16 protein-coding genes are annotated in these 24938 nt (G+C 51.6%); 7 read left to right on the plus strand and 9 right to left on the minus strand.

The annotated features are described in order from the left end of the window. Positions 1-114 precede the first annotated feature (114 nt). From ACYVAM_RS29860 to ACYVAM_RS29870, 3 genes are all read left to right on the plus strand, one after another. A complete protein-coding gene (locus tag ACYVAM_RS29860; protein WP_461073818.1) occupies positions 115-3753 on the plus strand; it encodes a SusC/RagA family TonB-linked outer membrane protein in 3639 nt (1212 codons plus the stop codon). Positions 3754-3774: 21 nt separating this feature from the next. Next, positions 3775-5580, plus strand: a complete 1806-nt coding sequence (locus ACYVAM_RS29865) for a RagB/SusD family nutrient uptake outer membrane protein (RefSeq protein WP_461073819.1) — start codon at positions 3775-3777, stop codon at positions 5578-5580. Between the two features lie 158 nt (positions 5581-5738). Continuing rightward, entirely contained in the window at positions 5739-7277 is a 1539-nt protein-coding gene (locus ACYVAM_RS29870) for an FG-GAP repeat domain-containing protein (RefSeq protein ID WP_461073820.1), read from the plus strand. 26 nt (positions 7278-7303) lie between these two features. Here the strand turns inward: ACYVAM_RS29870 and ACYVAM_RS29875 are convergent, their stop codons facing one another. Next, positions 7304-7729: a response regulator gene (locus ACYVAM_RS29875; protein WP_461073821.1), complete on the minus strand. Its 426-nt coding sequence runs from the start codon at positions 7727-7729 to the stop codon at positions 7304-7306. Positions 7730-8020: 291 nt separating this feature from the next. Here ACYVAM_RS29875 and ACYVAM_RS29880 point away from each other — a divergent pair, with 291 nt between their 5' ends. Continuing rightward, positions 8021-8908, plus strand: a complete 888-nt coding sequence (locus tag ACYVAM_RS29880; RefSeq protein WP_461073822.1) for a sugar phosphate isomerase/epimerase family protein — start codon at positions 8021-8023, stop codon at positions 8906-8908. A gap of 217 nt (positions 8909-9125) precedes the next feature. Here the strand turns inward: ACYVAM_RS29880 and katE are convergent, their stop codons facing one another. The 4 genes from katE to ACYVAM_RS29900 form a co-directional block, all read right to left on the minus strand. Then, positions 9126-11279, minus strand: coding sequence for a catalase HPII (katE, locus tag ACYVAM_RS29885; RefSeq protein WP_461073823.1), 2154 nt, complete (start codon positions 11277-11279; stop codon positions 9126-9128). Between the two features lie 180 nt (positions 11280-11459). Beyond that, a complete protein-coding gene (locus ACYVAM_RS29890; RefSeq protein WP_461073824.1) occupies positions 11460-12686 on the minus strand; it encodes a thioredoxin family protein in 1227 nt (408 codons plus the stop codon). Between the two features lie 94 nt (positions 12687-12780). Continuing rightward, the gene (locus ACYVAM_RS29895) at positions 12781-14322 is read right to left on the minus strand and encodes a YifB family Mg chelatase-like AAA ATPase (protein ID WP_461073825.1); all 1542 of its coding nucleotides are present in this window, start codon (positions 14320-14322) and stop codon (positions 12781-12783) included. A 181-nt stretch (positions 14323-14503) separates the two neighbouring features. Beyond that, positions 14504-16966 (minus strand): PAS domain S-box protein, encoded by a 2463-nt coding sequence (locus ACYVAM_RS29900; RefSeq protein ID WP_461073826.1) that lies wholly within the window; start codon positions 16964-16966, stop codon positions 14504-14506. Positions 16967-17200: 234 nt separating this feature from the next. Between ACYVAM_RS29900 and ACYVAM_RS29905 the strand changes: the two genes are divergently transcribed. Then, positions 17201-17689 (plus strand): low affinity iron permease family protein, encoded by a 489-nt coding sequence (locus ACYVAM_RS29905; protein ID WP_461073827.1) that lies wholly within the window; start codon positions 17201-17203, stop codon positions 17687-17689. Positions 17690-17715: 26 nt separating this feature from the next. Here ACYVAM_RS29905 and ACYVAM_RS29910 read toward each other — a convergent pair whose 3' ends face one another. From ACYVAM_RS29910 to ACYVAM_RS29925, 4 genes are all read right to left on the minus strand, one after another. Then, a complete protein-coding gene (locus ACYVAM_RS29910; protein WP_461073828.1) occupies positions 17716-18441 on the minus strand; it encodes a DUF72 domain-containing protein in 726 nt (241 codons plus the stop codon). Positions 18442-18446: 5 nt separating this feature from the next. Beyond that, positions 18447-19370: a YihY/virulence factor BrkB family protein gene (locus ACYVAM_RS29915; RefSeq protein WP_461073878.1), complete on the minus strand. Its 924-nt coding sequence runs from the start codon at positions 19368-19370 to the stop codon at positions 18447-18449. Positions 19371-19542: 172 nt separating this feature from the next. Continuing rightward, complete coding sequence (locus ACYVAM_RS29920) at positions 19543-20466, minus strand: SMP-30/gluconolactonase/LRE family protein (protein ID WP_461073829.1); 924 nt, start codon at positions 20464-20466, stop codon at positions 19543-19545. A 172-nt stretch (positions 20467-20638) separates the two neighbouring features. Then, entirely contained in the window at positions 20639-21709 is a 1071-nt protein-coding gene (locus tag ACYVAM_RS29925; RefSeq protein ID WP_461073830.1) for a glycosyltransferase family 4 protein, read from the minus strand. A 256-nt stretch (positions 21710-21965) separates the two neighbouring features. Between ACYVAM_RS29925 and ACYVAM_RS29930 the strand changes: the two genes are divergently transcribed. After that, complete coding sequence (locus ACYVAM_RS29930; protein WP_461073831.1) at positions 21966-23021, plus strand: glycosyltransferase family 4 protein; 1056 nt, start codon at positions 21966-21968, stop codon at positions 23019-23021. A gap of 76 nt (positions 23022-23097) precedes the next feature. Then, complete coding sequence (locus ACYVAM_RS29935) at positions 23098-24936, plus strand: ABC transporter ATP-binding protein (RefSeq protein ID WP_461073832.1); 1839 nt, start codon at positions 23098-23100, stop codon at positions 24934-24936. Positions 24937-24938 lie beyond the last annotated feature (2 nt).

The following is a 24938-nucleotide window of genomic DNA, read 5'->3' on the forward strand; positions in this document are numbered from 1 at the left end:
CCAACATCACTGACTCTGGAACTAGTCTCCCAATTGCTCTCTGCGAAAAAAAGCATGCCCTGATAGGGTAAGGGATTTTTATTGCCGATGTAAACCGACAACCAATTCAAAAGTATGACAATTAGAATACAAAAGCAGCAAAAGTTGCTCAAAATTATGCGCGTCAGTTTTTACCTGTTTTTCGTGGTGACTGCCTTTGCTACCATAGCACGAGCACATGACACGTATGGTCAGGAACTACTTAATCGCCGGGTAAGTCTTCAGTTATCTAACCTGACCATTGAGCAGGCCATTAGTCGCATTGGCAAAGAAGCCGATGTGAAGTTTATGTATAACCCGCGCATTTTTACCCAACAACGGATCAGTTCGCTCACGTTTACCAACGAGCGGCTGTCCGAGGTACTCAACGCCGTGTTAGGACCCGCTGCCATTAACTATGAAGTGGGCGGGAAAACGATCATTCTGAAACGGGTAGCTGATGCTTCGTCAACAAATTCACGCGCAGCAGCTGACCCAAACGTCGAAAAACCCGTTCCGCCAATTACCGTCACGGGCCGGGTTCTCGATGAAAAAGGGACGGGCTTGCCGGGCGCAACGATCCTTGTCAAAGGAACCGCCAACGTCGGTACGGCAACGGACGCCGATGGGCGCTTTACCCTGAACGTACCCGACGGTAATGGAACGCTGGTCATCTCATCCATCAGTTACACTACGCAGGAGGTTGCGATCAACAACCGCACGACCCTACCCGACATCCAGCTGGCGTCCGATGTAAAATCGCTGAATGAGGTAGTCGTGGTTGGCTACGGTACACAGCGCAAAAAAGACCTGACCGGGGCCGTGGCGGTGGTCAACGTAGCGGAACTCCAACAACAGCCAACCTCGCAGATTACCAACCAGTTGCAGGGCCGGGCGTCGGGGGTTACGGTGCTGGGTTCGGGCCAGCCGGGCGAAGCGCCACAGGTGCGGATTCGGGGGCTAAACACCTTCGGCAATAACCAGCCGCTGTATGTCGTGGATGGTGTACCGACGCAGAACATCAACGACATCAACCCGAACGACGTGGCTTCGATGCAGGTCCTGAAGGATGCCGGTTCAGCGTCGATCTACGGTTCGCGGGCGGCCAATGGTGTCATTATTATCACAACGCGTCGCGGAACGGGCAAAGTGAAAGTACAGTACGATGCCTATTATGGTGTTCAGATCCCAAAGAGCGGTAACGTATGGAATTTGTTGGATCCGCAGGAAACGGCCCAACTCAAATTTAATGCCCTCCGCAATGCCAACCCGAACGCAGCGATCAATGATCCCCTCTATGGTAGCGGCACTACGCCTGTTTTACCGGATTATATTGCTCCGCAGGGGGCCAAAGAAGGGGATCCGTCGGTCGATCCATCGCGGTACAATGTCAATCCGACCTACAACGATGCCTCTCAGTACAACGCATTTAACCGAATTACACGGGCTAATAAAACCGGCACGGACTGGTTCCACGAGATTTTCAAATCAGCGCCGATCATGAGCCATAACCTGGCCGTGAGCGGTGGCGGCCCACAAGGCAACTACCTGTTCTCGTTCAATTACTTCAATCAACAGGGAACATTGATCAACACGTATCTGAAACGGTACACGATTCGGTCGAACAGCCAGTATAACATCCGGGAGAACATCCGCGTAGGCGAAAACCTGGCCTTCTCCGTGTCGGATAACCCACGGGTAAACGCCTTACAGGAAGGTAGCGCCATTGGTATGGCGTTCCGGGAACAGCGCATTATTCCGGTCTATGACATTATGGGCAACTATGCCGGTGGATACGGCCAGGGATTGGGTAATGCCAATAACCCGGTTGCCATTCAGCAGCGGACAGCCAATAACCGGGGTCAGAACAATCGACTGTTCGGTAATATGTACGCTGAAGTCGACTTCCTGAAAGACTTTACGGCCCGCACTAGCTTCGGGGGTGAGATCTACATGGGTAACTTCCATTCGTTCACGTACCCCACGTATGAGAACCAGGAAAATACCACAACCAATTCGTACACGGAGAACACGTTCAACGGGGCAAACTGGACATGGACCAACACCGTACAATATCAGCACAACTTCAACAACACGCACGATCTGAAAGTACTGGTCGGTACAGAAGCCTATCAGAACCAGGGACGCAACGTTGGTGGAACCACGCAGAGTTACTTCTCCTTCGACCCTAACTATACCAACCTCTCAACGGGGTCGGGAACACCAACCAACTACAGCAATCGCTATGCCGATGCGCTGTTCTCGTTGATTGGCCGGGTCGATTACTCGCTAAAAGACAAGTATCTCTTTGGCGCAACGATTCGACGCGACGGCTCCTCCCGATTCCTGAACTACCAGTATGGCTGGTTCCCGGCGGTGAGTGCAGGCTGGCGTATTTCGCAGGAAAGCTTCCTGAGCGGACTGACCTGGCTGAATGACCTGAAAATCCGGGGGGGCTACGGGATCATGGGTAACCAGTTGAACGTCGATCCGGCCAATGCCTACACAACTTATGGTGGTGACCGTACGTCATCGTATTACGCCATAACCGGGTCGAATTCGGCGAACTCACTGGGTTTCCAGCGCACCCGCATCGGGAATCCCGACGCTCGCTGGGAGAAGAACATAAACGCCAACATTGGCTTTGATGCCAGCCTGTGGAAAGGCAAACTGGACCTGACGGTTGATTACTACAACAAACAGGTTCGCGACCTGCTCTATACGCTCGAACTGGCCGGAACGGCGGGTTTGGGAACGGCTCCGGCCGTCAACGTGGCCCGGATGCGCAACCAGGGTCTCGACATTGCAGCATCGAGCGCGATCAACGTGACGAGCGATCTGAAACTGACCGGAACGCTGACGTTCACGACCTATAACAACAAGATCGTTTCGCTGGCAGACGGTATCGACTACTTCGATCAGGAAGGTCGCCGGTTCAACGGGAGCTACATTGTTCGCAACGCCGTTGGTCACTCCATTGGTCAGTTCTTCGGCTACAAGACCGCCGGTTTCTGGAACTCGCAGGAGGAAATCAACGCAGCAAATGCCCAGGCGCAACAGAAGACCGGAAACACAGCGGCCGTTTATCAGAGCGACGTTGCCGTGGGTCGTTTCCGGTATGCTGACGTCAACGGCGACGGACAGATCACCGAAGCTGACCGCACCTTTCTGGGCAATCCAAACCCAAAATTCAGCTATGGGTTGAATCTGGGCGCTACCTACAAGAAGTTCGATTTCAGCATCTTCTTCTACGGCACGCAGGGGAACGATATCTGGAACAACGTAAGATGGTGGACGGACTTCAATGCCAATTTCCAGGGTGCCAAGAGCCAGACGGCCCTATATGATTCCTGGACACCCGAAAACCACGACGCGAAAGCGCCTATCCAGGAAACGGTTGGTTCATTCAGCTCGGCCAACGTACCGAACTCGTACTTCGTAGAAAATGGTTCGTACCTGCGGGCGAAGAACGCGCAGCTTGGCTATACGTTACCCGCCAATACGCTGAAGAAACTGGGTATCGAACGGCTACGGGTCTATGTTCAGTCGGCCAACCTGTTCACCATTACCAAGTATTCGGGTCTGGATCCCGAGATCGGTACTACGGCCAACACCAACAACAGTTCGGGCGGTAGTTTGAACCAGTCGTTCTCGAATAGCACCTCGTTCGGTATCGACGAAGGTGTTTATCCAAACCAACGTCAGTTCCTATTTGGTCTGAATGTGACGTTCTAATTTGTATTAACTCGACAACCAATGAAACTAGCAAAGTATATAACAATCGGGGCAGTTATGGCTGCCGGATTGATGTTTGACTCTTGTAAGGAAAGTCTGGAAATACCGGCTCAGGGTGCCCTTAGTGACGATGTATTGGCCAACCGAGCTGGGGTAGATGCCCTATTGACAGGGGCCTATGCCGCCCTGGATGGCCAGTATAACAATGGTTCAGCCTTGAACCTGAGTGGCTCGGATGCCTGGCAGGCATCGCCCAGCAACTGGGTATACGGCAGTATTGCCGGGGGTGAAGCACACAAAGGAAGCGACGGTAGTGATCAGCCTGCGATTGATGCCATTGCCAAATTTACAACCGACGCCAGCAATGGGTTCTTCAATGGAAAATGGCGGACGGTATATGAAGGCATAAACCGGACCAACTCGACCCTGCGTCTGCTGGCTCGGGCAACCACTATTTCGGATGCCGATCGTGCCATACTGGCGGCTCAGGCCCGTTTCCTGCGGGGACACTACTATTTTGAACTGAAGCGTATGTTCAACAAAGTGCCCTGGATTGATGAGACCATCGAAACATCAGCTGCCAGTTCCCAGCCAAACACGGTGGATATCTGGCCAAAAATTGAGGCTGATTTCAAATATGCGGCCGATAATTTGCCAACTACCCAGTCGGATGTAGGTCGGGTGAACAAATGGGCCGCCACGACCTATCTGGCGAAAACGTATCTGTACGAACACAAATACGCCGAAGCAAAAACGCTCTTCGACCAGGTTGTTAGTCAGGGCGTTACGAGTAATGGGTTGAAATACGCGCTGATGCCGAAATACCACGACAATTTCGATGCCGCTACGGAAAATAACTCCGAATCGGTTTTCCAGATTCAGATGGTCGCCAATGACGGTACGGGTACAATTGCCAATGCTAATCAGGGAGACATGTTGAACTTCCCCTATGGGAACAGCCCCTTTCGGTGCTGTGGCTTCTTTCAGCCGTCGCAAGAGCTGGCCAACTCCTACCGGACCGATGCGACGGGTTTGCCCTATCTGAATGATTACAACAGCCATCCGGTGAAAAATGATCAGGGCGTTGCGTCGACCCAGCCCTTTACGCCAGATACCGATCCGCTGGATCCTCGTATCGACTGGACGATTGGCCGCCGGGGTATTCCGTATCTGGATTGGGGCAATCACCCCGGTGCCGACTGGATTCGGAGCCCGGGTCAAACCTATGCCGGTCCTTACTCGCCCAAGAAAAACATTTACATGCAGGCCACGCAGGATCAGTATTCAGACAACCATTCCTGGGCACCCGGAACGGCCATTAACTGGAATATTATTCGCTATGCCGATGTCTTGTTGATGGCCGCGGAAGCAGAAGCCAACCTGGGCAACCTGGAGCAGGCGCAAACGTATGTGAATCAGGTGCGGGCGCGGGCAGCCAATCCGATCAACTTCGTGTATAAATACGCGAACAATGCCGCACCGCTGTCGGGCTATTCGACAACGCCCGCAGCTAACTACAAAATTGCGGTGTATCCGGCTGGTAAATTCGCCGGTTTAGGTAAGGTGGGTGCCTTAAACGCCATTTACTTCGAGCGCAAGCTGGAACTGGCCACCGAAGGCCACCGGTTCTTCGACCTTGTCCGCTGGGGCGTTGCCGAGAGCGAGCTAAACAAGTACTTCACCTATGAGAGCACCATCACGACGGATATCCGGGGTGGCCGCTTCGTTGCCGGAAAGAATGATTACTTCCCTATTCCACAACGGCAGATCGACCTGAGCACATCGGGTGGCAAATCAACGCTGACCCAGAATCCGGGGTATAATTAATTCGTCAGGGTTTTCTTACACTAAGAAAAGGGGCAGTCATCGCACTGCCCCTTTTCTTGTACCAAACAGTCTCTGGTTGTTTGAGTTAACAAGACCCGGACCCCTAGCCTACGGCTCAAACAGCCAGAGGCTGTCGGGTACGATTCCAATAAGCCAACATGCGTCACATATCGTTTCTTTTTAATACCAGTTGCGTCCTTCCCTTACTAGGGCTATTTATTGCCGTTGCCAGTTGCCAATCCAGCAACGAGTCAACGGCGGCAAAAGACCCGACCGATGCCGAAGGGGAAAAATTAGCGAAGCACTATTGCAGTTCCTGCCATTTGCCCGTTGCGCCTGAGGCACTCGACAAAGAGACCTGGAGCAAGCACGTTTTACCGGCAATGGCTCTCAAGCTAGGGCTGGAAGTCTGGCAAAAAACCCATTATTACCCATCCCCGAAGGCGACGATTTCATTCGAAAACTGGACGAAGCTGCTGGCGTACTATGAAAAACGGGCACCGACCAGACTCAAAAAAGCCACTCCGCCAACACCGCTGGTCAACGATTGGTCCCTGTTCAGCCTTCGAAAACCTGCCGAAATTAAAACCGAACTCGCAACCACAACGCTGGTTGCGATTGATTCCGCTGGCGGGCAGATTTATTCCAGTAATGAAAATACGGCTGGACTTTATCAATGGAATTCGGCCCTAAAACCAACGCTGATTCAGCAACTGCCGTCTCCGGCAGTGCAGGCTAGCTTCACGGTCGACGCTTCAGGCGCACGCTGGGCACAACTTACCTGCATTGGAACCATGCTGGCTGTCGATCGGCCCTCGGGCGAACTCCTGGATATTAGTCTCAGCAAAGGAGGCACCTCATCGCCCGTTGTGCTGGCGAGTCAACTCCCCCGGCCAATTCAGTCTCTCCCCGGCGACTTCACGAAAGATGGCCTGACCGATTGGATTGTCTGCGGATTTGGCCATGAAGCGGGGGCTCTGTACTGGCTCAAACAGCGCCCCGATCACACGTTCGAAAAAATAGTTATTAAGGAAGTTGCCGGTGCATCGCAGATTATATCCGGCGATTTCAACCACGATGGCTGGCTTGATTTTATGGCCCTGTTCGCCCATGCCGATGAAGGCATCTGGCTGTTCACGAATGACCAGAAAGGCGGGTTTTCTGATAAGAATTTACTACGTTTTCCACCCGTTTATGGCTCAACCAGCTTTCAGTTGATCGATATCAATAAGGACGGCCGTTTGGATATTCTCTATACCTGTGGGGATAACAGCGACTATTCGCGCATTCTGAAGCCGTTTCATGGCGTTTATATCTTCACAAATCAGGGAAGCGACCAGTACAAACAGACTTACTTTTACCCAATCAATGGCTGCACCAAAGCCATGGCTGCGGACTTCGATCTGGACGGTGATCTGGACATAGCCACCATTGCGTTCTTCGGTGATCTTAAAAATAATCCAGCCGAAACCTTCATCTATTTTGAGCAGGCTAAACCCCTATCGTTCACCCCGCATGCCGTTCCGGTGAGCCAGTATGGGCGCTGGATTTGTATGGATGCCCGCGACTGGGACCACGATGGCGACCTTGACATCGTGCTGGGAAATTACGCGCGGGGCTTCCTGAACGAAGTCCGGTTTACACCTACCTGGAATGGCTTTATTCCGCTTATTGTGCTGGAGAACCGGCGGAAATAACGCGGCTTCAGTAGCAGGTGCAACCATTAAAGCTGACTGTTTGGGTGCAGGCAGTTCTGCCAATATTCAACGATAAGTTTTAGTTGCTGATTAAGCCCCGAATAGTCAATGGCTTTCTTATAAAAGCCCTGAACCATACTATCGTAGGCTTCCTGAATCAACTGGCTATTAGCCGCTGTTGTCAAATAAACGAAAGGAATGGACTTGGTCCTTAAATACTCGCTCTCGTTAATCTCTTTCCGTAGTTCCAGCCCATTCATGATGGGCATGTTGATGTCACAAAGAATCAGAAAGGGTTGTTCAACAGTGGTTTTAAGGTAGTTCAGAGCCGTTTGCCCATTTGAGAAGAAACGAAGCGAATTGGGAAGGTTCAGTTGCTGAATAACTTGACCGATCAGGTACTGATCGTCTTCATCATCCTCAATTGAGATAATAGGCCCCTTTAATGACATAGGTTATGGTATAGCTATAGTTCCGAACTAAAGGTACGACGGTTCGGGTACTAACTACTTAAAAGTCCATTAATGCACTCTTGCCTATTACCCTTACGATTTACAATAAACGAGTAAATATCCACTAAGGCAAGGAGTAAACCCCCGGCGGTGCATGTCTTCATTCAGCCACGTCTGTCCATCCAGGCCATCAGCACGGATACACCATTATTTTTGGCTACCTAACAGGAAAAATACGTTCGCGAACGCTTTACTATGAGATCGTATAAATTGCGTTAATCTTACCCGTCTATGTCCGAAGCAGCCACAGTCCCTAAATCAAGCTCAACGTCTCCCATTGGCTTTAATGTATTGGCCTGGTCGGCCGTTATGTCGGAGAAACTAAATCCAATAACCGAACGCCTGAAAAACATTGGGTATGATGGCATCGAATGCTTTATCGACAATCAGAATATTGCCGCATACCGCCAGTTTGGTGATCACCTGACACAGCTGGGCTTACAGCGTACGTGCGTGATGGTGGTTGGCCCCGATCAAAATCCGGTCAGTGAATCGGTTAAGATCCGGGAGCAGGCCGTAAGCTTCTTGAAAGAAGCCATCGATCGGGCCCACGCCATGGGCGCCACCGTCATTTGTGGGCCGATGCACTCGGCGTTTGCCACCTTCAGTCGACGGGAGCCCCAGCCCGATGAATATGCTCACAGTGCCGAGGTGCTTCATGCCGCTGGTGACTACGCCCAGCAGGCCAATATCATCTTGGCACCGGAAGCCCTGAATCGCTTTGAATGCTATCTGTGCAACACCATGAGCCAGTTGCTGGACCTGATCCGCCGAGCCGACCACCCGAACGTTCGGGCTATGTTCGACACCCATCATGCCAACATGGAGGAGAAACGTTTTCCGGAAGCCATTCGCACCATTGCACCGGTACTTGCCCATGTGCATATCAGCGAAAACGACCGTGGTACACCCGGTGATGGGCATATTCCCTGGGATGACACGTTTCGGACGCTGGCGGAGCTGAACTACGACGGCTGGATGACCATCGAAGCCTTCACCCGGAACGATATTGATTTTGCCAATTCGATCAACGTCTGGCGGGAGTATAACGACCCCTGGAATATTGCCGAAAATGGGCTAAAATTCATTAAGCTGATGCAGGCTAAATACGCTCGTTAAAGTGAGATAGACTCAGCAAGTCGTAATTAAATACAAAACAGCCCAACTTCACTTTTGCTAAAAAAGTGAAGTTGGGCTGTTTTGCTACTCAATGCTACTTATTTGGTTGAAGAAGGATATTGTACCTACGGGCTTTAGCTCGTAGTCCCTTCCAGTTCATACACGGGCTGAAGCCCACAGATACAATTCGTTCGAATGTCTTTCTTTACCCCAAAGCTTACACCAGCGTTTTTTCCCGGCTCCAGAAACGGGGCTGGCCAATGGCCTCAATAAACTGTTGAGGAACAGCATCAGCGGTTGTGGCCTCGCCCGTAATGATACCATCACTGCTTAGGAGTTTCTCGGCGCCCCCATTGGCGGCTGCTTTCAGGAGGTCAATTCCGTCTGAGGTAGCGGCAATGGGTTTGCAATGCATGAAGGCTTCGTGGACAAATCGGATCGCGTCAGCTTCCTGCAAGAGTGAACGAACACTGGCCTGACCGCCGGGCACATAAACGGCATCGAACAGCACCGAGGCCGTTGTTTGTAAACTGGCGTCGATCTTGACAGCTTCACCCGTTGAGGTTTTAAGCTTACCCAAACGGGGAGCAATAATGGCAATCACGGCTTCCTCGGCCGACAGCGCCTGTTTCATGGCATCGAGTTGGGCATTGTCTACGCCATCGGCAGCCAGAATAGCTACTTGACGTGTTTTAATGCCTACTTTAGGCGGGTTAGCCATACTCAGCGCTGCCGACTTTCCTACGTCCGTGCGAGCGGTGGTTGGTTGATAATCAGCGGGATTGGCATCAGCCGGAACACCCATGTTGAGCTGAACACCCTGTGCCGATGGTACCGTCAGCCCCAAACCCTCGGCCACCAGCGTAGCCAGCGTCGTGTCGACTTGAGCGAAGTGAATCAGCATCCGCTCCCGAATTTCTTCCACGGCTACTTTGCCTAGCTCAAAGCGCAGCGCTTTCACAATGTGCGTTTTCTCCGTGTCTGACTGGCTATTCCAGAATAGTTTCGCCTGGCTATAGTGGTCCATGAAACTTTTGCTTCGGGCGCGTATTTTATGGCTGTCAATTCGTTCGGCATAACTCGTAAAACCACCCTCGCTCTCTTTTGCCTGCGCGGGCGAATTGGCATTGATGCCATTCGGGCTGTAGCTGGTGCGACCCACGTTGATCGTTTGCCGCATGTGGCCATCACGCTGCCCATTGTGTACCGGAGCAATGGGTCGGTTAATGGGAATTTCGTGAAAGTTGGGCCCACCCAGGCGTTTCAACTGGGTATCGGTATAGGAAAACAAACGTCCCTGCAAAAGTGGGTCGTTGGTAAAATCCAGGCCCGGTACCAAATGACCAAGGTGGAAGGCTACCTGTTCGGTTTCGGCAAAGTAATTGTCGGGGTTACGGTCGAGCACCATCTTTCCGATGCGCTGAACCGGCACCAGTTCTTCAGGAATAATCTTCGTCGAATCCAGCAAATCGAAGTCGAATTTATGTTCGTCCTCTTCGGCCACGATCTGAACACCCAGTTCCCATTCCGGATAAGCTCCACCTTCAATGGAGTCCCACAGATCGCGACGGTGAAAATCAGGGTCGCGGCCCGAAATAAGCTGGGCTTCATCCCAAACCACTGAATGAACACCCAGCAGTGGTTTCCAATGGAATTTTACGAAGCTCGATTTACCTTCGGCGTTGATAAACCGGAAGGTATGTACCCCAAATCCTTCCATCATGCGATAACTACGGGGAATGGCCCGATCCGACATGACCCACATAATCATGTGCATCGACTCAGGCGTGATCGAGATAAAGTCCCAGAATGTATCGTGAGCCGAAGCGGCCTGCGGCATCTCGTTGTTGGGCTCCGGTTTTACCGCGTGCACAAAGTCGGGAAACTTGATGGAATCCTGTATAAAGAAGACCGGCATGTTGTTGCCAACCAGGTCGAAGTTACCTTCTTCAGTATAAAATTTAACCGCAAAACCCCGTACGTCACGGGCCAGGTCGGTCGAACCGCGCGAACCGGCCACGGTAGAGAACCGCACGAACACGGGCGTTTTTACGGACGGATCCTGTAGAAATTTAGCTTTTGTTAGACCGGCCTGTGGTTCATAAACTTGAAAATAGCCGTGGGCAGCCGCTCCTCGCGCATGGACAATCCGCTCGGGAATACGTTCATGGTCGAAGTGGGTAATTTTTTCCCGAAGAATAAAATCTTCCAGTAGCGTGGCCCCTCTTGGTCCGGCTTTCAGTGAGTTCTGATCGTCATTGACGCGCAGGCCTTGGTTGGTAGTCAGGAATTCGCCCGTGCTGTATTCCCGATTCTGTTCCAGTTCGTCAAGCTTATCGTTTGTATTTGTTCGGTTTTGTTCTGTACTCATGGCAATGCTAGTTAATCCTGTATGTATGTAGGGATACTAGAACTACCTTTTTTATTCAGTAATGTTCGGTCACGCGAATAATAAATGTAAAATAGATAAACCGATCATGGGTTGGCCCGGGCAGCCACCAGCACCAGCTCTCAACCTTACTTTGCTCTTTAGTAGCTCCTTAGCATTCTGTTAAAGCGCCTTCTTTTTCTGCATTCGGAGCAGTGTTGCTTCATAACTGGATACATCCTCACCCTGGGTGCGCGCCTGTTCGATGGCCTTTGTCTGAAGCGCTACGGCTTCGACCCGCTCACCCAGCCTGTACCGCAGACATGCCTGTAGGCTGGTATTAAGTGGGCTTTCGTGAATCTGCCCAACCGACACCAGGGTCGTTAGCAGGGTCGACAGCCGGGCATCATCTTTGCTGTTTTTCCAGATAAAATAACCCATGTTGCACAACTGGTCATAGCGATTCTGAAACGACGCTGGCTGTTGTTGATGGGCCTGGGTGGTCAAGTTGGGCACTAAATACTGATTCATATACGCTTCAGCATGGTCGGCATACCCCTTCCAGTCTTCGGCCTCGGCATCGTAAACGAGCTGATAATGGGCCAGCCGTTCAGCTACCTGATCGGTGGGCGTTAGTCGTTCGATTACGCCACAAAGCGCCTTAAACTCGGATCGACTCCGTTCTTTACCGGCCACACTAACGTCCCGCTGAACGATCATATCGAGAGCCGACCGAAACCGAGGCTCGTCTTTTCGATGCATCATCAGCTCAAAGGCAGGCCCTTTAGCCGACGTCGTATTGGCCAGAAGAACCGTGGCGAACAGGGGCGTTTTCAGAGAGTCGGCGGGTACGTGGCTCACGTAGTCGTTCAACACATCCGTAACGTCAAGACCAGCCTGACGGCGCAGCCACAGATACGTTTTCATGAAGGCGGCCGAGCGATTTCCTTCTGCGTAGGCGGCTTCGTGCAGGGATAGCGTCAGGCCAAGGGGCGTTTTTTTAAACACGCGTTCGCCTTGCTGTTTAAAGAGAGCGGGCGGGATGAACCCCGTCCAAGTATCAATCAGTTGGCCATCGCCATCAATGAACAAAGCCGTTGGGTAAGCTCTGACATTGTATTGTCGAGCCAGGGTCATCCCTTCGCCCCTTTCTGCATCGACTTTGTAGTTGATAAAAAAGGCGTTGTACGTAGCGGCAACCTGCTTGTCGGTAAACACCTGTTGATCAAGCATTTTGCAAGGGCCGCACCAGACCGCATAAACGTCAACAAAAATTAATTTCTTTTCCGTTTTTGCCCGGGCCAGCATATCGTTCCACTTCCCCTTTTCAAAAGCGATGGATTGTGCCTGAAGCGGCCATTCCAACGCGAGTAACAGCATGAACACCAGGATTCTATAAGGTCTCATCATCGGGTTTAGTTTGGAGCCAAATATGTGTGTATGCATCCAATCTGGCAAGAAAAACCGGCAATATTTACACACATTTTTAACGTCTGCCTACTCATTAGCCTGCCCAGTTCTCGCGATCTAAACTCCGGTATTGAATGGCTTCGGCTAGGTGCTCGATGCGAATCTCCTCACTGGCCGATAAGTCGGCAATGGTACGGGCTACTTTCAGAATGCGATCATAGGCGCGGGCCGATAAGCCCAGACGCTCCATGGCCGTTTTGAGCAAAGCCCGACCAGGATCGTTGATCAAACAGATCTCTTTCACCAGTTGCGAGGGCATCATGGCGTTGGAGTAAATACCGGGCTGGCTGGCGAAACGGGTTGTCTGAATCTCACGGGCCCGGATCACGCGTTCACGAATGGCTTCGCTGGTTTCGGCGGGGCGATTGGCGGTCATCTGATCGAAGGAAACGGGCGTTACCTCCACATGCAAGTCGATTCGGTCGAGCAGGGGCCCGCTTATTTTGGCCAGGTAGCGCTGCACAACGCCCGGTCCGCAGACGCATTCTTTTTCGGGATGGTTATAATAGCCGCAGGGACAGGGGTTCATGCTGGCAATGAGCATAAAGCTGGCGGGAAACTCGACGGCCCATTTGGCCCGCGAAATACTCACCTTCCGGTCTTCGAGTGGCTGACGCATCACTTCCAGCGCCGACCGTTTGAACTCGGGCAGTTCGTCCAGAAACAACACGCCATTGTGGGCCAGGGATATCTCGCCCGGCTGCGGAAAGCTGCCCCCACCCACCAGTGCGGCATCGGAGATGGTATGGTGTGGTGACCGGTACGGGCGGGTCGCAATGAGGGTAGCTCGGGCACCAAGCTTCCCCGCCACCGAATGGATTTTCGTTGTTTCCAGCGCTTCCTGCAACGTGAGCGGAGGCAAAATACTGGGCAACCGCTTGGCCAGCATTGTTTTACCCGCGCCCGGTGGGCCAATCATGATGACATTGTGGCCGCCGGCAGCCGCTATCTCCATGGCCCGTTTTATGTTCTCCTGCCCCTGCACGTGCGAAAAGTCAGCATCATAGGCATTGATCTGAGTCATGAACAAATCACGCGTGTCAGTTTCCAGAGGCACGATTTCTTTTTTCCCTTCAAAAAATTCAATGGCGTCCTGAATAGTGGCTACTCCAATGACATCCAGCTGGTTAACGATAGAGGCTTCCTGGGCGTTTTCGATGGGCAACACAAAGCCCTTGTAGCCTCGTTTCCGGGCTTCGATGGCAATAGGCAGTACGCCTTTAATGGGCCTCAGCGTACCGTCGAGCGCCAGTTCACCCATAATGACATAGTCTTCCAGACTGCGGGTCGTGGTGATCTGTTCGGAGGCCTGTAGTACGCAAAGCCCAATGGGCAGATCGTAGGCCGATCCCTCTTTCCGAATATCGGCGGGAGCCAGATTGACAACAACTTTCTGACGGGGCATGCGGTAGCCAAAAAATTTCAGGGAGGCCTCGACACGCTGTTCACTTTCCTTGACCGCACTGTCGGGCAAGCCCACCAGATGAAAATGAAGGCCCTGTGCTACAACGACTTCAATGGTAATAAGACTGGCATTTACGCCATACACGGCAGCGCCGAACGTTTTGGCTAACATAAAGAAACAAGTAAACGGTTGTAGTCGATGGGTTTCAAAACTACATTTCTACGGGACAATAAAAAAACGGGGAGGTATCTTTTGTGCTGTACCAAGTGGTGTCGGTTTCTCAAAACCGATACCACAGCAAACCTATACGGTTTTTGAAACCGCTCCGGCGGCCCGGCGTATAGGTTTTTAATCATACCGGAAAATATACCGAGAACGTAGCCCCCAGACCGGGCTGGCTGGTAGCCGTTATAGCCCCCCCATGATTGGCCGCTACTTTCTGCACGATCGCTAATCCAATGCCTGTACCGGCATACTGGCTCTTGGTGTGCAGGCGTTGAAATACCTGAAAAATACGATCCAGATACATTTCATCGAAGCCAATGCCATTGTCTTCGATGCTGATCTGATGGTATTGAACGGCCTCCCGGGTTGGCTTGACAATCGTTGGCAAATCAGCTCTTACCATGATACGGGCAGTGATTCGCACCTGCAAAGCCACACCCGGCTTACGAAACTTGATGGCGTTGGACAGTAAGTTCTGAAAGAGCTGCCGCAATTGAGATTCATCCCCTTTTACGGAAGGTAACGAATCGATATGAATCGTTGCGTCGGCCTCCTCAATAACAAAGTCCAGGTCGTCGATAACCCGATGGATCACCCGCGACAACGGAATCTCAACGGCAGAATGGTGCTGTGTTGTAATGCGTGACAGCGTGAGCAAATCTTTGATCAGAATGGACATTCGTTCGGCGGCCACCTGCATCCGCTGAATCAGGTCCGTTCCATCACCCAGCCGCTCAGCGTACTGCTCCAGCAAGAGCGTGCCGAACGATTGAATTTTCCGTAATGGTTCCTGCAAATCGTGCGAGGCCACGAAGGCAAACTGTTCCAGGTTATTATTGGCTTCCAGCAAGTCTTTGTTAAGCGCTTCGAGTTTGAGCTGAGTCTGTTTAAGTTCAGTAATGTCGAGAAAAGACAAGACCAGCAGTTCACCCTGGCGGACCCCCTGCACCTGGTACCAGATGTCGTACCCATCCTGCGTGTAGTGGTTGTGGTAACGCAGGGGAACGCCCGTTTGCGCCAGTTCAAGGTAGCGCGCCCATATACTGTTCTCGCGCATACCCGGAAATACCTCCAGCAGGGTGTGCCCCAGCAAATCGGTCGCCGGGCGCCCTGTCATGCGCTGCGCCATCTGATTGATTAACTCGTATCTCAGATCGACGACTTCACCGGTCGTTTCATCCCGAACAATCGTGTACAGGGCAATAGCCGTCAACGAACTATCGGTTACAAACCGAAGCTGATCAGCCTGGGTCCTGACCAGCAGGCTGGCTCGCTGCAGGGCCTGCGTACGGCCCTGGACTTGCTGCTCCAGATCCTGAGCGTATTGCCGTTGAGCCGTTATGTCTTTGGCAATGCCCCGTATTAGCAGCGACACCCCATCCAGCCCATTTCGCACGGCTCGACCCTGGGCATGATACAGCCGCTCCTGGCCCGTTTGTCGATTGACAGCCCAGAATTCAATATCCACGGCCGTATCGATGCCGCTGGCTATTGCTTGCCGCAGAGTTGCTTCGACACGATCCCGATCCCGAATCGTGTCGAGAACCTGATCCAGTGAAAGCACCTCGTCCGGTTTAAAACCCAGCCAACCTTTAGCCCGCCCGGAGAGCCGGATTATACCGTCGCCAGGGCTTATTTCAAAGGTGCTCAGTTCGGCTAGTTCGATGGCGTCTTGCAGGCGTTCTTCACTGGCTTTCAGCAGCGATACCAGCTTTTTCTGCTCCGCCTGCGCCTGTAAATCGGCCGTAATGTCCTGTACAATGCTGATAAAACTGTCCGGCTTTCCATCCTGATCCCGAATCAGGGCTGAACTAACCTGACCCCACACGATGGTGCCGTTTTTATGCAGATAGCGTTTATTGAAGATATACGAGTTTGACTCACCCCGTATGAGCTGCTGAATCAGGGCCATGTTTTCCTCCATATCATCGGGATGACTGATGGTGCCAAAGTGCTGATTGAGTAGTTCATCCTGCGAGTAACCGACCAAATCTGCAAACGCTTTATTAATAAGCTGAATGTTGCTTTGTGTATCCAGAATGACAACGCCAACCGAGGCATTCATGAAAGCCGATTGAAATCGCTGTTCTATTGTTTTCAACGTTGCCTCCCTGCGTTTTTCATCGGTAATATCCTGGGCCGTCCCCGAAAAGCAATCACCCATTCCGGATGGCTGTCTGGCTACCCGGCCTGTCAGGCGTATCCAGCGCATAACGCCATCTACGGGGCTGGTGATGCGGTAGTCGATTGTTGTTGGTTTCTGCGTTTTCCGACTGGGTGGATCAGCAACCAATGACCGCAGATGGATGAGATCCTGGGGATGAATCTGCCGGAACAGGTCATCCAGTGAAATCGTTGTCTGGGGCCATCCATAAATTTTCTGGCACTGCTCATCCCACTCGACCCTGCGTTGGTCGGGATACATAACCCACAAACCGATGCCAACCGCTTCCAGGGCAGAAGCGGTTTGTTGCTTAACTCGTTGAAGTTCTTTCTGGAGGGCGAGTACCTCCTCTTCAGCACTTTTCTTATTGCCCGTCATCCGGATAATTAGGTAATGGCAATCCAAAATAAAGGAAAAAAGTGGCAATGGTTTACTCCTCCTACAGATTAACAGATCAACCAGTTATCATGCACAAGGGCATAGTTTACCCATATCACCGACAAACCGTCTTACGCTTTGCGTCTCCGATGCTTTTCCTCCGCCACTACTGCGTCTTTGCTCTGCAAGTGCTTAATTAAAAGTTCATTAAATCAAGATAAACGGGCCTTTATTCTGTTATCTAGTTAAAACAGTCGACCTCCGCCTACATCCTAATTGACCATGGAAACTCAGCAAAGTTCTTCTCACAGTACCTCCAAAGGTATCTTCGAACGTTTTTCATCCAGTGTGACGAAAGCCACGGGCAGCTCTGCGGCTTTTTTAGTAGCCCTCGGTACGGTTATTCTTTGGGCCATAACGGGCCCTGTTTTTGGTTACTCAGAAAACTGGCAATTGGTTATCAATACGGGTACAACAATTATCACATTCCTGATGGTTTTTCTGATTCAAAAAGCGCAGAATAAAGAATCGATGTCGGTTCAGCTAAAGCTCAATGAGCTGATCGCTGCCACAAAGGGAGCCAGTAACCGGCTGGTATCGGTAGAAGATTTAACCGAAGAAGAACTGTGTGTGTTGCAGCAACATTATCAGACCATGGCCGAGATCACCCAAAAAGCATCGGACCTCCGAAAATCACACTCGATAGAAGAAGCGATCAAGGATGCCTCCGAGAAACTGGAAGAAGAATCCGGATTAGGGCATACCGTGTAGCTTCCGGCAATTGGGTAGTCAACCGTTTAGGCCAGTATTTTCTGCAACGTCTGGGCATTCCGCACGGCATGACCAGCCCCGTCGTTGTTAAAGTAAACGAATACCTCCTTCCCCATGCCTGCCCACTCCCGAATTCGGGCTGCCCACCACTGCAGATCCGCATCGGAGTACGAGCCTCCATACAGATGGCTCGTATCCGGGCCGTGTAGCCGAACATAGACAAAAGGAGCCGTAACACGCAGAATACAGGGCAGTTGGGCACCACTCATGATGCAATAAGCCGCCTGATGTTGCTCCAGCAAGGCAAAAATGGCGTCGGTATGCCAGCTTGGATGCCTGAATTCAATGGCGACACGCATCCAATAGGGCACCTGCTCCAGAAAATACGCCAGTCGCGGGTAATCACAGGCTTGCTGAGGAGCCAGTTGAACAAGCAGAACCGCCCGTTTATGCAACAGTTCATGCCAGCAGGTTTTGATACGCTCCATCCAGATTTCTGGCTCAAGAAGTTTTTTGGCATGGGTCAGTCCCCTGGGCGCTTTAACGGTCAACAGAAAACCCTCGGGCAGGCGCTGCTCCCATCCGGCAAAGGTGCTCTGTTTAGGCCAGCGATAAAAGCTACTGTTGAGTTCAACCGTCTGAAACGCCTGTACATAATAGGCCAGCCGTTTTTGAACCGGAGTCGGATAGGGATACAAGACGCCCTGCCAATGATCATAGCTCCAACCTGATGTGCCAATGTGGATACCCATAGTGTTTACGTTTCAGATTCGTTCGTTGACTCCGCTGGATCTATCTCGGTAATCGTGTAGGCAACAGCATGGCTGCTGGGTTTCACCGACAGATGAGTCCACTCGCTGAACTGGCGGGTAAAAGCAGCGCCATAATAAAACATTAGGGACGCATAAAAAACGAATAATAACAGCAGAATAATAGCCCCCGCTGTGCCGTAGAGCGACCCTACCTGGCTGTCGATGAGCAGGTAGTTCAATACGCCCTCCCCTAGTTTAAACAGGCAGCTTGTAAAAAAAGCACCCAGCCAAACGGCTCGCCAGGAAATGTTGACATCGGGCAGAAATTTGAGCAGAAGGGCAAACCAGACCGTACGGATCAGCACCGACGCCACCAGATGGGCCATACCGACCATGCCCTTATAATAGGCCAGCGACGACAGGGCCATCGCCCCTCCCAGGTGAGCCATCAGCTGTTCCAACGCCAGAAAGGTACTGAACAGCAGGCCAGAGCCCAGAATGATGGCCAGGGCGATCAACTTGTCCGTCAACACATTCAGGACGCCCCGGCCTGCTTTGGGCTTAACGTTCCAGAGTTGGTTAAGCGAGTTTTTTAGGATGGTGAACAAGGTCGTCGACGCCATAAACAACAGCACGAAGCTACCTGCCGTTAAGAGCAGGCTGGGTTTGGGAAGCTGAAGACGATGTGAAATATCTTCCAGTTGATTGGCGCTTTTCGGTCCGAACAGGTCGGCCAGCTCATCGAACAATTGGCCGCTCACGCGCTGGTAGCGGTCGTTGAACAGCTGACTCAGTACGCTGCTGAGAATGATGACGATGGGCGGCAATGCGAAAAAAGAAAAGAATGCCGTTGCCCCGGCCATGCGAATGGGGTCGTTGGCCTGCAGGCTGGTAAATGCCTGCCTGAGCAGCAAAAAAACCGGGATCACTTTTTTCAAACAGGTAATTCATCTAGCAACCCTCACGTAACTCCATGTTCGACCGTAGGGTTCTGGTTACCTCTGTTTGTGCAAGCTAGTGGTCAGTGTTTTGCTCGGGCGCACACGCAGAGCGGCCCCGACAACTGCCGGGGCCGCTCTGTGTAGACGAATAAGCAACTTTTTATTTAGCGCCTTTCACCTGCGTTTGCAGCGTATAGACAGACTCCGATGCCGTAATGAAGAGCACGTTTCGATCTTTGCCGCCAAAACAAATATTACCGACCCAGCCCGACGGAACCGGAATTGTCTGGAGTTTCACCCGATCTGGGCCATACACGGTAACGCCCTTGCCCGTCAGGTACAGGTTCCCCCGGTTATCGAGCGTCATGCCATCAGACCCCTGGCTAACGTACAACTGGCGGTTTTTCAGGCTGCCATCGGCCTGTATGTCGTACCGGTAGGTCTTGTTATCCCGGATATCGGCTACGTACAGGTACTTTCCATCAGGCGTACCCACTATGCCGTTGGGCTGTTTCAGATCGCCATCAACCAGAATGGCTTCTTTTTGCCCTTTGGGCAGGTAATAGACCTTTTCTCCGTCGATGTCGGGTTTCTTGCGCTCCCAGTAATCCCGCTGGTAATAGGGGTCTGTAAAATAAATACCACCCTTGGGATCGATCCATAAATCATTAGGACCGTTGAGCCGGTGCCCCTGAAAGTCGGTTAGCAGAACCGTGATTTTTTTGTCGGGACTAATGGACCACAACTCATCTTTCTCATCGGCACAGGTGATCAGATTTCCTTTTTTATCGAAATACATGCCGTTGGAACGGCCGGTCTTATCCAGGAAAAGCGATAGTTTACCATCGGTATCGTACTTCCAGATTTTGTCATTGGGTTGATCAGAAAAATAAACAGCCCCATTTTTATCGACGGCGGGGCCTTCGGTAAACTTGAACTGGCTCGATATTTTTTGAAGCGTCGCGTTGGGCGCAATAATTGTTTCAGAATCAGTGCGGGTCATAGGGGTCGATTGGCTAAACAAACTCTGGGATACTGCCAGAGAAATTGCCATCATAATTCCCACCCTCTTGTAATTGTTCATAAATAAATTGGATAGTTCTTTTATAGACTCACGAAGTAAACGAAGCTAGTTGGACCAGAGAACCGCCCGTCATTGCCGTGTATATTCTGAGCCGACCCGAACGCCAAGGATACACGCCAATGAGCTGGCTTCTGTTGTAAAAGGAGGCTTCGCTGATCCCATACTCACGGGGTCAACTCATTAGCGACTCATAAACGGCTAAATACTGCCGGGCACTTTCTTCCCAGGTGAATCGGGCGGCATTCTGAACGATGGCTTCGGCTCGGGGGGTGCTCTCGTACGTTTTCATTCCTTCCTCATACACCGTCTGCACAACCTCGGCCGAAAAGCTTGGAAAGTAAAATGCCGCATCGCCCCCCACCTCGGGCAGCGACGTGGCCGTTGAGAGGAACACCGGCTTACCAAACTGCATGGCCTCAATAACGGGCAACCCAAAGCCTTCTGCCAACGAGGGATGCAGGAAGGCTTTGCAGTGCTTCAGGTACCAGACTTTATCGGTTTCCGAAACGGTACCCAGCAGGTGCAGGCGCTCACTAACCCCCATACCCTGTGCCAACTGCCGCATTTGATCCACGTAAGCCGGGTCGTCGTGATGGCCAATCAGCAGTAATTCCATATCCGGGTTCGACTGCAATAGAGGCAGCAGAACATGGAAATTCTTTTTCTTATTCTGGTAGCCGATGCCCATAAAAAACGAACGGGTGGGCTTATACCCGACGGGCTCTCCTGACTGTTCCGGTAGTTTATTGAGGCCGTTGTAGATGACGTGTATGGGCGTGTTGCCGACGTTACAATGGGCCAGAACGTTGCTTCGGGTAAATTCGGAAATGCAAATAATCGCATCACTCTGATCGATCAGCCACTGCGTATGGGCCAGGCTTTTTTGCTGGACAGCCGCTGGTTTCCCTTCGTGCAGTACGTTTAAATCGTGAATGGTCAGCACAACCTTAAGGTTCGGGTAGCGCTTCTTGTTGGGTAAAAGGCGCCCGGACTGAAACGGAGCATGCCACACCTGACAATCATTCAGAAACGGTCGAAACAGTTTATGCCATCGCTCTTCCGCCAGATGATATGGCTCAGGATCGATCTGTAATTTTCGCCGGGGCGGTAAATACATCTGCATGAACGGCTGATTTTTTTCCTTAAGCAACTCATTGACATGATCGCCAAGTTGCTGGCAATAATGGTACAACCCAGAATGTGAATACTTCATCAGGTCGCAGTCCAATATGATTTTAGACATTGATTAAAATGGCAGGTTTATGGGGGAATTACCCGCAGATTTGGCTAGTTTGTACAACATTATCAGGTTTAGTCTAGTTTTATAGTAGAGGAAAATTGCCTGAGCATTTTTCCAACCCTTTCATAAGGTTTGATACTCATCACCTACAGACGAACTGTCGTGCTTGTAAACTTATACAGGTATGCACTTATTTTTCGCCATGACGCTCGTTCTAAACTGTCCCTTCAGCTAACCAACGTTATAAAGCGATTTCTTTATGCATCAAACCATTTTCGATTGTGAGCGAATGAAGTACACCAACACAGGCCTGTACTACTTTTGTCTCAATCTGGGGAGAGCCCTCCAGAAAAATATGATTCAGGAAAAGCTGTCGGTATTCATGCCGAGCCACATGAAATCCGCGTTTGGCCCATCTGTAGCTACCCTGCCGCAGCACTCGTTGCAGAAGTTTTTTATGCCATCGGTTAGTCAGCATCACCTATGGCATTGTACGTACCAGAATACCAATTACCTGCCTCGCCAGAACAAGAAAATAAAAGTCTTGCTCACGATTCACGACCTTAACTTCCTGTATGAAGATAAGACCGATCGGAAGAAAGCCCGCTGCCTTCGCCATTTACAGGAGAACATCAACCGCAGCGATGCGATCGTCTGTATTTCCGAATTTACCCGCAACGACGTGCTGACCCACTGCGAAGTCGGTAACCGGGCCGTACACGTTATTTATAATGGGACAAACGGGTTGCCCAAACCAGCGCTGGAAGAAAAGTCGTACCGCCCCGCCGTTCCGTTTCTGTTCAACATTGGTGCCGTTACCCGCAAAAAGAACCAGCATCAGATTTTACCGCTGCTCCAGAGTAACCCGAGCATGGAACTCGTACTGGCGGGTCGACACGAAGATAAAGACTACGCGAATTTTATCCGGCAGCAGGCCACGGCGCTGAAAGTACACGACCGAACGCACCTGGTGAATGAAGTGACGGAAGGCGAAAAATCCTGGTATTACCACAACTGCCAGGCCTTGGTTATGCCGTCGCTGGCCGAAGGATTTGGCTTACCCATCACCGAAGCCATGTCGGTAGGTAAGCCCGTATTTTTGTCGAAACACACGGCCATGACGGAGATCGGCAAAGATTTCGCCTTCTATTTTCAGGATTTCGATAACATGCACGACGACTTTCAATCCGGCATGTTGCACTACCAGAAGGCGGGCAACAACATCCGGGAAGCAATGAAAGCCTACAGCGCCACGTTCAACTGGGAAGACTCGGCCCGGAAATATCTGGATGTTTACCGATCTTTGCTCGGGTAAAACACCTGTTCTGATCCAACTAGAGCCATCCGTTCGCTTTTGAAATGGATGGCATTATATACGTTACAACTACCGAATGAAGGTTTATAGACGGCTGATGGCGTATGCCAAGCCTTATGGAAAATTTATTGTTCCGTTCTTTTTCTTCACCATTATCAGTGTGTTTTTCAACGTCTTCCAGTTTGCGTTGATCATCCCATTGCTTAATTTCCTGTTCAATCCGACCAACACCGCCGATGCGGCCAGGTACGCGTCGATGCCTGAATTTCATCTGACCGGGAATTACTTCAAGGATATTTTCTACCACCTGATCTACCAGTTCAAAACGACGAACCCGATCTACGCGCTGTATTTTCTGGCGGGGATGATTGTGGTGGCGGTGATCATGACCAACATCTTCCGGTTTCTGGCGCAGCAGTGCCTGCTGGCAGCCCGAACTCTGCTGGTCAAACGATTGCGGGAGGCCCTGTTCGCCAAAATCAACAACCTGCACCTGGGCTATTTCACGAAGGAACACAAAGGCGACCTGCTTTCCCGGCTCAACGGCGATGTCTACGTCATCGAGAGCGTAGCCGGTAGTTCGATCGAGGTTGTCTTTAAAGAACCCTACATGCTGATTGGCTATTTCGTGGCGCTCTTCCTGATTTCAGCCAAACTGATGCTGTTTACACTGGTGATCATTCCGATCTCGGCCGTGGGCATTGCGGCCGTCACCAAGCGGCTCAAAAAAGAAGCCCAGGATGTTCAGTCGTCGATGGGCCGGATGCTGACGCTCATGGACGAAACGCTGATGGGAATGCGGATCATTCGCTCCTTCAACGCGACGCCGTTTGTGCTCCAGCGGTTCAGCCTCGAAAATGATTTTTACCGGAAAGCCAGTCTGGAAGGCTTCAAACGCCGGGAACTGGCTCCTGCGTTCTCCGAAGCATCGGGCGTTTTTGTGGTAGCCTGTATCTTGGTATATGGCGGCAGTCTGGTGCTAAACAGCGATAGCAACCTGCAAGCCAGCTCGTTCATTGCGTTCATTGCCATTTTTTCCCAGGTGATCCGACCCGCCAAAGCGATGGTGGTGGCCATCACGAACATTCAGCAAGGACAGGCCGCCGGGGAGCGCATCCTGGAGCTCCTGGACAAACCCATCGAGATCAACGACAAGCCGAATGCCAGACCGATGGAACGGTTTCAGCGGGATGTCGTCTTCGAGAACGTCAGCTTCCGGTACGGCGATAAACCCGTCCTGAAAAACGTCAGCTTCCGAATGGAGAAAGGGCGAAAAATCGCCTTGGTGGGCCCATCGGGCGTTGGCAAATCGACCATTGCCGATCTAATTCCCCGTTTCTATGAACCCACCCAGGGCAGCGTCACCATCGATGGCGTCGATGTAAGCGACTACACCATGGAGTCGTTACGCAAACAAATGAGCTTCGTGACGCAGGAAATCATTCTGTTCAACGACACGATCTTCAACAACATCGCCCTCGGCCAGCCGGACGCCCGCCTGGAAGATGTCATTGCCGCGGCTAAAGTGGCCAATGCCCACGCCTTCATCATGGACACCGAAGACGGGTACAACACCAACATCGGCGATCGGGGCATACGCCTGAGTGGCGGACAGCGTCAGCGGTTGAGCATCGCCCGGGCGGTATTCAAAAAACCATCCATTCTCATCCTGGACGAAGCGACCTCGGCCCTCGATGTCGAATCCGAAAAGTCCGTTCAGGAAGCGCTGAACAACCTGATGGAAGGCCGTACGACGCTGGTAATTGCCCACCGCCTGAGCACGATCAAAGAAGCCGACGAGATTCTGATCATGGAGGGCGGGGAGATCGTCGAGCGCGGCAACCACTACGACCTCATCAACCGCACTGATAGTATTTACAAGCGGTTGAATAATATACAGGAGGTGTTACAGTAGAT

The sequence above is a fragment of the Spirosoma horti genome, from assembly GCF_054776595.1.